A 14,204-nucleotide genomic window follows, 5' to 3' on the forward strand; every position below is an offset into this window, starting at 1 on the left:
GTTCATTAGCCGGAAACGAGAATAGCATTCTCGTTTATTGGGTCCCTTCGGCGTACCAGGTGCGGAACTCGGCGTAGTTGGGCATCTCCTCCGAGTTGGCCTTGGGATCGATGCACACGTGGATCACCGCGGTGCCGCCGGCGGCGTAGGCCCGTTTGATCGCCGGTCCGATCTCCGCCTCGTCCTGCACGTATTCCCCGTGACAGCCCATGCCCTCGGCGATCTTGTCGAACCGGACGTCCTTGCTCCAATGCACCCCCGGCTGCGGCGAGGGTTGCTCGAAGGTCCGCTTGTACACCCCGACCTCCAGGCCCCACTGGTGATCGACCCCGACCACGCAGACCAGCGGCAGCCCCAGCCGGGCCGCGGTCTCCAGCTCGGCGATGTGGAACAGGAACGCCGAGTCACTGGTCAGCAGCATCACCGGGCGCTTGCCGCCTTCGGCGACCGAGGCGCCCACCGCATACGGCAGCCCGGTGCCGAGGTGGCCGAAGTTCTGGTTCCACATCACGTCGTGCGGCTTGGCCTGCGAATAGGTCCACTGGAAGATGACGGTGGCGCCGCCGTCGCGGACCATGATGCCGTCGGCGGGAAACGCCTTGGTGGCCTCGACCACGTAGCGCGCCGGATGCACCGGGGAACGCCCGGACGGCGCGGTCTCGGCCAGCTCGGCCAACTGCTCGGCGTCCTGGCGGATCCAGCGGTCCAGCTCGGCCGCCGGGGTACGCGGTGCGTCTTTCAGGGCTTCGACCAACTGCGGGACGATGCCCCGCAGGTCGCCCACCAGGGGCACGTCGATCGGCCGGTTCACCCCGATCGCCAGCGGGTCCTGCTCGACGTAGATCCACTTGCGGTCGGCATTCTTATCCGCCCAGTGCCGGGTGGTGCCGTAGTGCACCGGCTCGCCCAGTTCGGTGCCCAGGGCCACGCAGACGTCCGAGGCCGCCACCGCCTCGACCGCCGACTGGGAGAACCCGTAGGGGAAGGTGCGCTCTTCCAGGCCGGGAATGAACGCGGTGCCCCCGGAGGTCTGGATCACCGGGCAGGCCATCAGCTCGGCGAGCTCGGCGACCGCCGCCCCGCTGCGCGAGGTGTGCACCCCGTGGCCCACCAGCAGGATCGGGTTGGCCGCGTTACGGATGAGTTCGACGGCTTCGGCGAGCTCGGCGGCACCGGCCCGTTGATTGACCAGCCGGTAGCGGTGCGGCTCCGGCGGGCCGGCCACGTCGAGCTCTTCGAGGATGACGTGCGAGGGGTATTCGATGTAGGCCGGTCCGGGGGTGCCGGACATGGCGCGGCGGATGGCCTCGTGCACGATCTCATCGGTCTGGTCGGCGTACTCGATCGAGGCGCTGTACTTCACCGACGGCGCGAACAGCTCTTCCTGGCGGACGAATTGGATGCGTCCGCGCCGCACCCGCCGTTCGGTGATGCGGGCCCGCTGCCCGCCCAGGAACACCACCGGGGAGTTCTCCACCTTCGCGCACATCATCGCCCCGGCGATGTTGGCCACCCCCGGGCCCAGGGTGCCGATGCACAGCCCGGGCCGGCCGGTCATCCGCGACGCCGCTTCGGCCATGAAGCCGGCGCTCTCCTCGTGGTGCGGGGCCACCACCGACCAGCCGCGCTGTTCGGCCTCGACGAACATGTGCACGAAGTTGGGGTCGGGGATGCCGAACAGCGTGTTGACGCCCTCGGCCTCGAACAATTCCAGTATCCGGCGGTAAACGGGTACACCCACGATCGAAACTCCTTGTTCTGCTTGTTAATACCGTTGAGCGAGACGTTGACGGTGCGCTGCCGGTGACCCGAACAGCGATCGGTTGAAGACGGCGCGTTTGAGGTAGACGTGGATGCCGCTCTCCCACGTGTAGCCGATGCCGCCGTGCAGCTGCATGGCCTTGCCGACGACGTCGACGGCCGCCCCGCAGGTGTAGGACTTCGCCATGGCGACCGCGGCATCGGCGTCTTCGGGGCCGCCGGCCACCAGCGCGTCGACCGCGTCGCGCACCAGGGCGCGCGCCACCGCGATGTTGACCTGCATGTCGGCGCAGGCGTGCTTGACGGCCTGGAAGGATCCGATCGGACGGCCGAACTGCTGGCGCGTCTGCGCATAGGAAACCGTCGCGGCCAGCATCGCCTCGGCCAGGCCGAGGCTGTCGCAGGCCACCGCGAGTGCGGCCCGGTTGCGCACGTCCTGGATCCCGTGCGGGTCGGCGAATTTCAGCGGCTCGGGAACCTTGATGCGGTCGGCGGCCACGGTGGCCACCGCACGCGTCTCGTCGAGCACCGGTTGCGGTGTGACGGTGAGATCGTCGGCGACCACGATGACTTCGGTGCCGGTGTGATCGGTGGCCGGCACCAGCAGTCGGTCGGCGCCGTCGGCGTCCGGCACGAACTCGGCGCGCCCGGTCAGCCGTCGGTCGGCCGAGACGGTGAACGCTCCGTCGGCCACCGCCAGCCTTAGCCGGCCAACTGCGGCGTCGCCGAGCAGTTCGTCACGAACACCGCTGTGCCGCAGTGCGTTCAGCACACCGATAGACAGTACGGCGCCGCCCAGATAGTGCGTGGCCGCGGCGGCCCGGCCCAGTTCTTCGCAGAGCACCGCGACTTCGGCGAACGTCGCGCCGGCCCCGCCCAGCGCGTCGGCGACCTCGAGTCCGACCCACCCGGCGTCGACCAGCGTCGCCCATTCCGTATCCCGCTCCCGGGCCAGTACGTCGGCGGCGACCGCCCGCAGCTCGTCGTGCAGTTCGGTGAAATCCGTTGTCGTCATGGCACGCTCGGCTCTCGCGGCAGTCCCAGGCCGCGTTCTCCGATGATGGTGCGCTGGATCTCGCTGGAGCCGCCGGGAATGGTCCACTCCCAGGAGCCGATGAAGTCCAGCACCCACGATCCGGATTCCCAGCCGCCGGACAACGGTTTGGCCAGTGCGGTGTGCGCGGCCAGCCCACCGATCTCGGCGCCGAAATCGGTGAGGCGCTGCAGCAGTTCGCTGTAGAACAGCTTCACGATCGAGGCGTCGGCCGGCCCGGCCGTGCCGGCCTCGACGTCGCGCACCAACTGCCGGCACATCGCGCGCAGGCCGGTGATCTCGGTTTCCAGCTGCGCCAATTTGTCGGCGACCACCGGGTCGTCGGTCGGGGCGGCCTCGAGCAGCCAGCGGAAACCCGCGCAGCTCAGCCGCTCGGCCAGCTCGAGCATGGTCATGCCGCGTTCGGCGCCCAGGGTCGCCTGCGCCACCTGCCATCCGGCGTTCTCTTCGCCGATCAGGTTGGCCGCCGGGATCACCACGTCGTCGAGGAAGATCTCGCAGAAGTGCTGGTCGCCCACGGCGTTGCGGATCGGCCGCACCTGCACGCCGGGGCTGGCCATGTCCAGCAGGAAATACGAGATGCCCTTGCGCTTGGGTGCGTTCGGGTCGGTGCGGGCCAGCAGCAGGCACCACTGGGCGTGGCTGGCGCCGCTGGCCCACAGCTTCTGGCCATTAACCACGTAGCCGTCGCCCACCCGGCGCGCGGAGGTACGCAGCGACGCCAGGTCCGACCCGGCCTCGGGTTCGGAGAAGCCCTGCACCCAGATCTCGCCGTCGCAGATCGCCGGCAGATGCCGCCGGCGCTGCTCCTCGGTGCCGGCAGCCAGCAGGGTGGCCGCCGCGTGGTGGATGCCGACGAACGCCAGCACCAGCCGCGGCGCGTCGTGGGCCGCCAGCTCCTGGTACAGCACGGCCTGATCGGCGACCGACATGCCGCCGCCCCACTCTCGCGGCCAGTGCGGAACAGCGAACCCGGCGCTGTGCAGGGTGGCAAACCAGCTGCGCTGGAAGTCGACGAACTCCTGTTCTTCAACCTCGGTTTGGGTGCGACGCCAGTCCGCCGGGATGTTGTCGGCGCACCACTGGCGCACGTGGGCGCGGAAATCGGCAGCTTCGGTCATCGCCCGGCCGACCGCTTCTGGAAGGCCAGCAGACGCTGCCGGTGCTCGGGTGTCTTCATGGTGGCCACCTCGGCGGCGAACCCGGCCTGCAGCGGGCCGGCCAGCACCTGCGACAGATACATGTTGACCACCCGCTTGGTGCCCTGCAGCGCCTCCGGGGGCTGGGCGGCCAGCCGCTCGGCCAGCTGATGTGCCTGCGGCAACAGCTCTTCGGGTGCGAGGCGGCGGCTGGCCAGTCCGAGTTCCACGGCGGTGGCGGCGTCGATCCGGTCGCCGGTGTAGAGGTATTCGCGCGACCGCAGGATCGGGGTGAGCAACGGCCACAGTGCGGCGCCGCCGTCGCCGGCCACCAGTCCGACCGCGACGTGCGGGTCGGCGAAATAGGCTGCCTCCGAGATCAATACGATGTCGCAGAGCAGCGCCACGCTGCAGCCCAGTCCGACCGCGGGACCGTTGACCGCCGCGATGATCGGCAGCGGGAAGCGCAGCATCTCCTCGACGATCTGAGCGCCTTCCCGGATGCTCTCGTCGCGGGCGACGTCGTCGTCGAGGAACGTGGTGATCCAGTTCAGGTCACCGCCGGCAGAGAATGCCCGCCCGGCGCCGGTGAGCACCACCACCCGGGTCGCCTTGTCGGCGGCCAGCTGCCGCCACACGTTGGCCAGACCGGCGTGCAGCTCCGCGTTGACGCTGTTGAGCTCCTCTGGGCGGTTGATCGTCACGGTGCGCACCGGCCCGTCACCGGTCACCGTGATCTCGCGCGGCAGCTCGTATGTCATGAGTACAGGCCCGCCAATCCGGCGCGGCCGGTGCGACCGACCAGCCGCTCCCGGGTCGCCGAGAGACCCCATGGCAGCCGGCGCAGCGGCTGGCTGTAGCGCGACAACCAGGACAGCGCCGTCTCGTCGCAGAACCCGACCGCACCGTGCAGCTGATGGCAGACCCGGAACACCACCTCGGCGGCGTCCAGGGCCGCCGAGCGCAGCGCCAGGGCGTCGGCGACCGCGTCGGGGCGCCCGGTCGCGATGCTCCACAGCGCGTACTTGGCCAGCATGTCCAGCCCGCTGCGTTCCACCTCGGCGTCGGTCAGCTGGAACTGCACGCCCTGAAACTTGGCCAGCGGCTGGCCGAACTGTTCGCGCAGCCGCACATGGGCGATCGTCAGATCCAGTGCCCGATCCAGCATCCCCAGCAGCGTCCAACACGGCAGCACCAACCCCAGTGCCACATCATCGGCACCGTCGGCGTCGATCTCGGTCAGCGTCAGCTCGGCCACCAGGGCCGGCCCGGCATCAGACTGCGCCACCGCGGTGCTGCGCACTCCGGCCAGGGTGACCGCGGCCCAGCGCTTGGACAATCCGGCCACCGCGCCGGCCGGGGCCTGCTCGTCGACCACGATCAGCCCATCCACATCGAGATCAGCGGGTACAGCGAGACGTTCGGCCAGCGGGTAAGGCAGCGCCCAGTAGCCGGCGCTGCGGCACAGCGCGGCCGCGGCTTCGAGTTCGTCGGCATCGGCACGGGGCTTGAGGTCGAACGCGTCCAGCCCGTGCAGGATCGGGCCCACCAGCTGTTCGCGCCCGGCCGGGTCGGCGTCGGCGCGCATCACCAAATCGTCGCCACCGGCCGCTTCGAACGCCCGCAGCGCCGCGCGCCCGTATTCGGCGGCGCCGTCGCCGAGTTCGAGGATCATCGCGGCGCCGCCAGCAGGGCACGGGAGAGCAGGATGCGCTGCATCTCGATGCTTCCCGATGACACGGTGGCAGCCTGCGAGTAGCGCCAGTGGTCTTCGACCTCGGCGCGGAACCACTGCGCCTGCGCGCCGGCCGGCGCTTCGGCGGCGATCTCCATCAGCACCTCCGCGCTCTCCTGGTCCAGGCGGGTGACCGCGATCCGGTAGGCGGCGGCGTCCCCGGGCGCAACGCGTCCGCTGTCCTGCAGCGCCACAATGCGATACGCCATCAGCCGGGCGCGGCGGCAGTGGGTGAGCATCCGCACCCAGCGGGCCGCCAGCTCGCCGGGCAGCGTCTCCCAGCGCTGCCCGAGCGCGTCCGGGGCGGCGGCCAGCAGTCGTTCGCAGCGCGCATACCGGGCGATGCCCACCCGCTCGTAGGACATCACGTCCTGCACGACCGACCAGCCCGCATCGACGTCGCCGAGCACGTCGGCGTCGGTGACGCGCAGGTCGTCGAAGAACACCTCGTTGAGATGATGCGGGCCCATCATGGTGCCGATCGGCCGGACCTGGATCGCCGGGTTGTCCATCGGCACCAGGAAGATGGTCAGGCCCTGCTGCTTCTTGGTGGCCGCCCCGTCCCCCACTCGGGTGGTGCGGGCCAGCAGGAAGCACCACTGCGCCATGGTGGCGTAGGACGTCCAGATCTTCTGCCCGTTGATCAGCCAGCCGTCCCCATCCCGGCGGGCCGTGGTGCGCAGCGACGCCAGGTCCGAGCCGGCCTCGGGCTCGGAGAACCCCTGACACCAGATCACCTCGCCGGCCGCGATCGGCGGCAGATGTCGGCGCTGCTGCTCGGGTGTGCCGTGCCGCATGATGATGGGCCCGACCCAGTTCACCCCCATGTACTGCGCGCCACGCGGTTCGTGGTGCGCCCACATCTCCTCGCGCACCACGGTCTGCTCCCACACCGAGGCGTCCGCCCCGCCGAACTCCTTCGGCCAGGACAGGCACAGCAGGTCACGCTCGGCCAGCACCCGGCAGAACCGTTGTGCGGCAGCCAGATCGGCGGGATCGTCGGTGAACGCTCCCGGAAACCGCTCCGGCAGCTCCTGGCGGATCAGTTCGCGCAGCTGCCCGCGCAGCTCGCCGGCCCGGGTGCCCATGTCGAAGTCCAGCGTCATGAGGCGCCCTGCTCGAGGCCGAGTTCGGCGAGCACCGCCGCGGTGTGCGCCCCCAGCTCCGGCGCCGGGCCGGCGACCCGGCCCGGGGTTGCCGACAGCCAGGTGGGCACGCCGGGGAAACGCACCGGGCCGTTCGGGGTTTCCACGGTCTCGAACAAGCCGACCGTGTTGAGGTGCGGGTCGTCGAAGAGATCGCCGGGGGTGTTCAGCGGGGCGGCCGGAATCTCGAGTTCGCGCAACAACTTCAGCCACTGCGCGGTGGTGCGTTCCTTCATCGTTTCGGCCACCAGCCCGTAGATGGTGTCGATCCGCTGGGCCCGCTGCGCCAAGGTGGCGTATTGCTCAGAGGCCCAGGGCGGCTGCACCGCGTCGATGAAGGCGTTCCAGTGTTTGTCGTTGTAGATCAGCGCGGCGATCTGCCCGTCGCTGGTGTCGTAGGGCCGCCGGTTGGGCGCCACCGTGCGGGGGTAGACGGCCGGGCCCAGGGGCGGGTCGAACATCGCGCCGTTGGCGTGTTCGACGAGCATGAACGAGGCCATGGTCTCGAACATCGCGACCTCGACCTCCTGGCCCTGACCGGTGCGCTCCCGGTGGAACAGCGCCATCATCGTGGCGTACAGGGCGGTCAGCCCGGCGATCTTGTCGGCCATGATGGTGCCCACGTAGTCGGCCCGCCCGGTGAGTTGCTGCTGCACGGCGGGCAGCCCGCATTCGGCCTGGATGGTGTCGTCGTAGGCCGGGCGGTCGCCGTCCGGGCCGCGCCGGCCATAGCCGTAGCAGTTGGTGTAGACGATCCCCGGGTTGAGGGCGGCCACCGCGTGATAGTCGAGCCCCAGCTTCGCGATCGCCTTGGCCCGCATCGAGTGGATGAACACATCGGCGGTGGCGATCAGCGCGGCCATCGCCGCTTTGCCCTCGTCGGTGCGCAGATCCAGCACGATGCCGCGCTTGCCGCGATTGACGTTGACGAACACCCCGCTCATGTCCGGCGCCGGGCCCGCCGAGATGTAGCGGGTGGCGTCACCCTCGGGTGGCTCGACCTTGATGACGTCGGCGCCCATGTCGGCCATGATCTGCGTGCAGTACGGGCCCATCACCATCGTCGTCAGATCGATGACCCGGACCCCGCGCAGCGGACCACTCGCCGAGGCCTCCCCAGCACCATCCGCCATCAATTGTTCGGACAAAATACTCCGTTCTGCGTATTGCAGAACACTATTCCGCAGGGGTTATTTGCCCGTCAAGGGCGCGACGCCGATCGGCGCCAGCTATTGTCTGGACTAACGGCGCTTGATAACGTCCGGAGTCATGACGGATCCGCTCTCCCGTGACGGCCGCACCAGTCCGGCGATCGCAGCGGGCTGGCGCCTGGAGCGGATCACCGCCCCGAGCCGGCTGTTCGGCGCCAACGGCCTGCGGACCGGTCCGGACGGCCGGGTCTACGTCGCGCAGGTGACCGGCAGCCAGATCAGTGCACTCGACGTGGCCACCGGGGACCTGGTCGCGGTGAGCCCCCGCGGCGGGGACGTCGTCGCGCCCGACGACGTGGCCTTCGACGGCGCCGGAAACCTGTATGCCACCGAGGTGATGGACGCCCGCGTCAGTGTGCTCGACGCCTCGGGGCGCGGCCGGGTGCTGCGCGACGACCTGCCCTGCGCCAACGGGATCACCGTGCATCGCGACCGGCTGTTCGTCGGGGAATGCCGCGACGGCGGGCGCCTGATGGAGCTCGACCGGGCCACCGGCGCCCAGCGCGTCCTGGCCGAGAACCTGCCGTCCCCCAATGCCATGGAGTTCGGACCCGACGGGCTGCTGTACTTCCCGGTGATGACCGCCAACGAGATCTGGCGGATCGACCCGGACGCCGATAATGCCGCGCCGCAACGGGTTGCCGGCGAGCTGGGCGTGCCCGACTCGGTGAAGTTCGACGCGAAGGGCTTCATCGTCTCCACCCAGGCGGCCAGCGGGGCGGTGTTGCGCATCGACCCGCGCACCGGTGAGCGCACCGTGCTGGCGCAGCTGGCGCCCGGGCTGGACAACTGCACCTTCGTCGACGGCGCGCTGTTCGTCTCCAACTTCAGCGGCGAGATCACCCGGATCGCCGCCGGCGGCGACGTGTCCACGGCGCTGCCGGGCGGGCTGAACTGGCCGCTGGATCTCACCGTCGACGAGAACGGCACCCTCTACGTCGCCGACGGCACCTACTTCTACGCGGTCGGCCCGGGCGGGCAGCTGCAGACGCTCGGAATGCTGTTCACACCCGGCTATCCCGGCTTCATCCGCGGGGTGTCCGCGCTGGGTGCCGGCGAGTTCGTCGTCACCACCTCCGGCGGGCAGGTCAGCCGGTATGTGCCCGCCGAGTCACGCAGCGAGGTGCTTGCCGACGGCTTCGACCAGCTCTACGGGGTGGCCATCGGATCCGCCGGAGTGGTCGTCACCGAGTTCGGCACCGGCCGGGTACTGGGCGTGGACGCCGGAACCGTCGAGGTACTCGCTGCCGGGCTGGCGGGCCCGGTCGGAATCGCCCGTGCCGAGGACGGGACCTACCTGGTGGCCGAGTCCGGCGCGGGGCGGGTGGTGCGGGTCGGCGGCTCCGGCGTCGAGCCGGTGGTGGACGGATTGACCTGTCCGCAAGGCATTCTGGTGGCCGGCCGCCGGCTCTACATCGTCGACGCCGGCGCTCGCCGAGTTCTCGCCGTCGACCTCGGCACCGGGTCGCGGCAGGTGCTCGCCGACGGGCTGCCGGTCGGGCCGCCGCCGGGTGTGCAGCCCAAACCGCTCAAGGGCATGCCGCCGTTCTCCGGTCCGCAGGGCCCGTTCGCCGGGATCGCCCGCGGGCCCGACGGCACCCTGTTCGTCGCCGCCGATGGGGACGGCAGCGTGCTGGCTCTACACCCGGCCGGCCCGTGACCGACCACCGCTACCTGAAGGTCGCCCGGGTGCTGCGCAAGGAGATCGCCGACGGGGTGTATCCGATCGGCTCTCAGCTGCCCACCGAACACGAACTGTGCGAACGGTTCACCGTGAGCCGCTACACGGTCCGCGAGGCGCTGCGGCGGCTGCGCGAGGACAACCTGGTGGTGTCCCGGCCGCGGGCGGGCACCGTGGTGATTCCCCGCACCGCGACGAACTGCTACGCCCACGACGTGGTGTCGATCGACGATCTGGTCGCGTTCGCGGCCGGCTCCTCGTTCGAGATCGACTCCAATGCCATGATCACCATCGACGACGACACCGCCGCGCGCACCGGCCTGCCGGCGGGGAGTGACTGGCTGGCGGTGCGCGGCAATCGGCGAGCCGAGAACCAGACGGCGCCGATCTGCCGGACCGAGTACTACATCAACCGGGCCTTCGCCGGCGTCGGCCGCTTGCTGCAACGCCACTCCGGTCCGATCTTCCCGTTGATCGAGGATGTGTTCGGGGTCAGCATCGTCGAGGTGCGCCAGCACATCCGCGCGGTGATCATCAGCGAAGAACTCGCCGAGCAGCTGGCCGTCGAACCCGGCGCCGCCGCACTGCAGATGCAACGCAGCTACACCACCTCCGAGGGTGAGATCGCCCAGGTGACGGTGAACACCCATGCCGGCGACGACTACCGGTACTCGATGACGCTGCACCGGGTGACGGGACAGCCCGGCCCGTGACAACGCTGGGCGACACCCTCTCGGAAGCGGCCGCGCAGGCCCCCGACCGCGTGCTGCTCGTCGACGGCGAGACCCGGCTGACCTGCGGGGAGCTGCACACCCGGGCACGGGGACTGGCCGGTGCGATGACAGCGAAGATGCCGACCGGCAGCGTGGTGTCCTTCATGCTGCCCAACTGGCATGAGGCCGCCGTGGTCTATCTGGCCGCGACCCTGGCCGGGATGGTCGTCAACCCGATCCTGCCGTCGCTGCGCGAGGCGGAACTGTCGTTCATCCTCACCGACTCCGGCAGCCGAATGCTGTTCGCCCCGGAACGATTTCGTGGCCACGATTATGCGGGCATGCTGGCGCGGGTGACCGGTGCGATCGCCGAGCCGCCGGAGGTGGTGCTGGTACGCGCGGGCCACGACAACTTCCCGGGGCCGCTGGAGTGCGACACCGCGCTACCCCAGGTCGATCCCGATGCGGTCCGGCTGCTGCTGTACACCTCGGGCACCACCGGTCGCGCCAAAGGCGTGCTGCACAGTCATCGTTCGATCAATGCGCTGATCCGGCAGCTGGCCCAGCACTGGCTGATCGACCCCGGTGACCGCTTCCTGGTGCCGTCCCCGATCGCCCACATCGGCGGGTCGATCTACGCCTTCGAGGCCCCGCTGCTGCTGGAGACCACCGCCGTACTGATGGACACCTGGGACGCCGATGCGGCCGTGCAGCTCATGCTCGCCGAACGCTGCACGCACGTGGCCGGAGCGACACCGTTTCTCGCCCAGTTGCTGGCCGCCGCCCGGCGCGCCGACACCCGGCTACCCGATCTGAAGCTGTTCGTCTGCGGCGGCGCGTCGGTCCCGGCTTCGTTGATCCGGGAAGCGGCCGGCTATTTCGACCGTGCCGCCGTCACCCGGGTGTACGGGTCCAGCGAGGTTCCCGTCAGCACCGTGGGCGCGGTCGGCGCCGGCGAGCTTGGCTACGCCGCCGAGACCGACGGCCGGGCCGGGATCGCCGACATCAAGCTGGTCGCCCACCACGGTGCCCCGCCGGGTGAAGGCGAGATCTACGTCCGCGGCCCGCAGATGCTGGTGGGCTATCAGCATCCCGAGGACGACTGCTTCGACGCCGAGGGCTATTTCGCCACCGGCGATCTCGGCCGCTGGGTCGACGACGACTATCTGCTGGTCACCGGCCGGCTCAAGGACGTCATCATCCGCAACGGCGAGAACATCTCCGCGCGCGAAGTCGAAGACATCCTGGCCGGCCATCCCGGAATCGCCGAGATCGCGGTCGTCGGCATACCCGATACGCGCACCGGGGAACGGGCCTGTGCGGTGATCGTTCCGGCCGGCGACACCGGTCCCGGCGTCGCAGAGCTGCGCGCCATGCTGACCGCGCAGGGTGTCGCGGTGTTCAAGGCCCCCGAGCAGGTGGAGATCTGGGACGAACTGCCCAAGAACGACGCCGGCAAGGTCGTCAAGCAGCAGATCCGGGCCGTGCTGGCCCGAGCGAAGGCAGGTGAGTGAGCATGCAGGTGGCGATCGTGACGGGCGCCAGCAGTGGGATCGGATTCGGCTGCGCCACAAAGCTTGCCGCGGACGGTATGGCGGTGCTGGGAACCGGACGTGACGAACAGCGGCTGGCGGAGCTGGCGGCGGCGGCGCCGGACTCCGATCGCCTCGCCACCCTGGCCGTCGACCTGACCGCGCCCGACGCGCCCGCGCGAATCGTCGACGCCGCGCTGGCCCGCTGGGGCCGAGTGGACTTCCTGATCAACAATGCCGGTGTCGGCAGCCCCAAACCACTGCACGAAACCGACGACGAATCCCTCGACCACTTCCTGAACCTGATGCTGCGGGCACCGTTTCGACTGGCGCGCGACGTGCTGCCGCACCTGCGTCCCGGGTCGGCGATCATCAACGTCACCTCCACCTTCGCGGTGGTCGGCGGGTTGCGCGGCGGGGCATACTCCGCGGCCAAGGGCGGCCTGACCGCACTGACCACCCACATCGCCTGCCAGTACGGCGCACAGGGCATCCGGTGCAACGCGGTGGCGCCCGGGGTCACCGTGACGCCGATGGTCGAAAAACGGCTCGACGACCCGAGATTCCGCAAGATCAACACCGAGATGACGCCCTATCCGCGGCTGGGCCGGGTGGACGACATCGCCAACACCGTCGCCTTTTTGTGCTCGGAGGCGGGTGCGTTCATCAACGGCCAGACCATCGTGGTCGACGGCGGCTGGAGCTCGACCAAATATCTCTCGGACTTCGGGCTCAGCTCCGACTGGGTTCAGCCGTGAATCTGTTCACCTGTCTGGAGCAGGCCGCGGCCCGCTTCGGCGAGCACGGCGCGGTGTATCACGGTGTACGCCAACTGTATACCTGGCGAGAGCTGGCGGAGCGGGCGCGGCGCTTGGCGGCATCGCTGCGCGCGGCGGTGGCACCCGGTGCACGGATCGCGATCGCCAGCGAGAACCGGCCCGAGATCATCGAGCTGATGTTCGCCACCTGGGCCGCCGACTGCGCCGTCGTCCCGCTCAATTACAAGCTGCACCCGCGCGAGATGGCCCAGATCATCTCCGACGCCGGGGCGGCCTGGGTTTTCGCCTCCCCGAAGCTGGCACCCGAGCTGGCCGCCGCCGTCGGCGCGCCGGTCGAAACCATTGGCAGCGCCGTCTATCTGGAGCGATTCGATAGCGAGCCGGCCGCACCGCCCGACCCGGATCCGTCCCGGCTGGCGTGGCTGTTCTACACCAGTGGCACCACCGGACGCTCAAAGGGCGCGATGCTGACCCACCGCAATCTGATGGCGATGACGGTGGCGCACCTGGCCGACCTCGACGACCCCGACGCCGACTGCAGCCTGATCCACGGCGCCCCGATGTCGCACGGGTCGGGCCTGTACATCGCGCCCTACGTGCTGCGCGGGGCGCGGCAGGTGGTGCCGGCCTCCGGCTCGTTCGACGCCGACGAGTTCCTCGACCTGTGCGGGCATCACCACGGCGCCACCGCATTTCTGGCGCCGACGATGGTGGCGCGCCTGGTGCGCACCGGACGCGAGCGCCCGGCCCACCTGCGCACCCTCATCTACGGCGGCGGCCCGATGTACCTCGGGGACCTCAAGCGGGCGCTGACCGCGTTCGGGCCGGTGTTCGCCCAGCTCTACGGCCAGGGCGAGGCGCCGATGACCATCACCGGCCTGCACCGCGCCGACCACTCCGGGGCCGACGACGCGATCCTGGGCTCGGTCGGCTATCCCCGCTCCGGTGTCGAGGTGGCGGTGCTGCGCGACAACGGCACGCCCGCGCCGGCCGGTGAGGTCGGCGAGATCGTCTGCCGCGGCGACGTGGTGATGGCCGGCTATTGGAACAACCCGGACGCCACCGCCGAGGCCATCAAGGACGGCTGGCTGTTCACCGGCGACAAGGGTTCCTTCGACGATCGCGGCTACCTCACGTTGCGGGACCGTTCCAAGGACGTGGTGATCAGCGGTGGCAGCAACATCTATCCCCGCGAGGTCGAGGAGGCACTGTTGGCGCATCCCGGCGTCACCGAGGCCGGCGTGGTGGGCGCCCCGGATGCCGAGTGGGGCGAGATCGTGGTCGCCTTCATCGTGGGCGAGGCCTCCGCCGCCGAGCTGGATCATCATCTGCTGGAACGCATCGCCCGGTTCAAGCGCCCGAAACGCTACGAGTTCGTCGACGCGCTGCCCAAGAACAGCTACGGCAAGGTGCTCAAACGCCAGCTGCGTTCGCTGGCCCGTGATCGCAGGTGA

General features: G+C 70.0%; 12 protein-coding genes. 5 read left to right on the top strand and 7 right to left on the bottom strand.

Annotated elements, in window-relative coordinates; genetic code table 11:
* Positions 1–34 precede the first annotated feature (34 nt).
* The 7 genes from AC5Y31_RS11810 to AC5Y31_RS11840 are packed head-to-tail and all read right to left on the bottom strand — an operon-like array spanning position 35 to position 7,967.
* On the bottom strand, positions 35–1,741 hold the full coding sequence (locus AC5Y31_RS11810) for a thiamine pyrophosphate-binding protein (protein ID WP_499980519.1): 1,707 nt from the start codon (positions 1,739–1,741) through the stop codon (positions 35–37).
* A gap of 24 nt (positions 1,742–1,765) precedes the next feature.
* Complete coding sequence (locus AC5Y31_RS11815; RefSeq protein WP_499980520.1) at positions 1,766–2,776, bottom strand: acyl-CoA dehydrogenase family protein; 1,011 nt, start codon at positions 2,774–2,776, stop codon at positions 1,766–1,768.
* Positions 2,773–3,936: an acyl-CoA dehydrogenase family protein gene (locus AC5Y31_RS11820; protein WP_499980521.1), complete on the bottom strand. Its 1,164-nt coding sequence runs from the start codon at positions 3,934–3,936 to the stop codon at positions 2,773–2,775. Before AC5Y31_RS11820 ends, AC5Y31_RS11815 begins: the two co-directional genes overlap by 4 nt.
* Positions 3,933–4,715, bottom strand: a complete 783-nt coding sequence (locus AC5Y31_RS11825) for an enoyl-CoA hydratase/isomerase family protein (RefSeq protein WP_065025350.1) — start codon at positions 4,713–4,715, stop codon at positions 3,933–3,935. Before AC5Y31_RS11825 ends, AC5Y31_RS11820 begins: the two co-directional genes overlap by 4 nt.
* On the bottom strand, positions 4,712–5,629 hold the full coding sequence (locus AC5Y31_RS11830; protein WP_499980522.1) for an acyl-CoA dehydrogenase family protein: 918 nt from the start codon (positions 5,627–5,629) through the stop codon (positions 4,712–4,714). The genes AC5Y31_RS11825 and AC5Y31_RS11830 overlap by 4 nt, the downstream gene beginning before the upstream one ends.
* Entirely contained in the window at positions 5,626–6,795 is a 1,170-nt protein-coding gene (locus AC5Y31_RS11835; protein WP_499980523.1) for an acyl-CoA dehydrogenase family protein, read from the bottom strand. The genes AC5Y31_RS11830 and AC5Y31_RS11835 overlap by 4 nt, the downstream gene beginning before the upstream one ends.
* A complete protein-coding gene (locus tag AC5Y31_RS11840) occupies positions 6,792–7,967 on the bottom strand; it encodes a CaiB/BaiF CoA transferase family protein (protein WP_499980525.1) in 1,176 nt (391 codons plus the stop codon). Before AC5Y31_RS11840 ends, AC5Y31_RS11835 begins: the two co-directional genes overlap by 4 nt.
* A gap of 136 nt (positions 7,968–8,103) precedes the next feature.
* Between AC5Y31_RS11840 and AC5Y31_RS11845 the strand changes: the two genes are divergently transcribed.
* From AC5Y31_RS11845 to AC5Y31_RS11865, 5 genes are read left to right on the top strand one after another with little or no spacing between them, the layout of a single operon-like run.
* Positions 8,104–9,705, top strand: coding sequence for an SMP-30/gluconolactonase/LRE family protein (locus AC5Y31_RS11845; RefSeq protein WP_499980526.1), 1,602 nt, complete (start codon positions 8,104–8,106; stop codon positions 9,703–9,705).
* Positions 9,702–10,439: a GntR family transcriptional regulator gene (locus tag AC5Y31_RS11850; protein WP_499980527.1), complete on the top strand. Its 738-nt coding sequence runs from the start codon at positions 9,702–9,704 to the stop codon at positions 10,437–10,439. Before AC5Y31_RS11845 ends, AC5Y31_RS11850 begins: the two co-directional genes overlap by 4 nt.
* On the top strand, positions 10,436–11,953 hold the full coding sequence (locus AC5Y31_RS11855; RefSeq protein ID WP_499980529.1) for an AMP-binding protein: 1,518 nt from the start codon (positions 10,436–10,438) through the stop codon (positions 11,951–11,953). Before AC5Y31_RS11850 ends, AC5Y31_RS11855 begins: the two co-directional genes overlap by 4 nt.
* A gap of 2 nt (positions 11,954–11,955) precedes the next feature.
* The gene (locus AC5Y31_RS11860; protein WP_499980530.1) at positions 11,956–12,729 is read left to right on the top strand and encodes an SDR family NAD(P)-dependent oxidoreductase; all 774 of its coding nucleotides are present in this window, start codon (positions 11,956–11,958) and stop codon (positions 12,727–12,729) included.
* Positions 12,726–14,204, top strand: a complete 1,479-nt coding sequence (locus tag AC5Y31_RS11865) for an AMP-binding protein (RefSeq protein ID WP_499980531.1) — start codon at positions 12,726–12,728, stop codon at positions 14,202–14,204. The genes AC5Y31_RS11860 and AC5Y31_RS11865 overlap by 4 nt, the downstream gene beginning before the upstream one ends.

The organism is Mycobacterium sp. NGS18 (genome assembly GCF_059813185.1).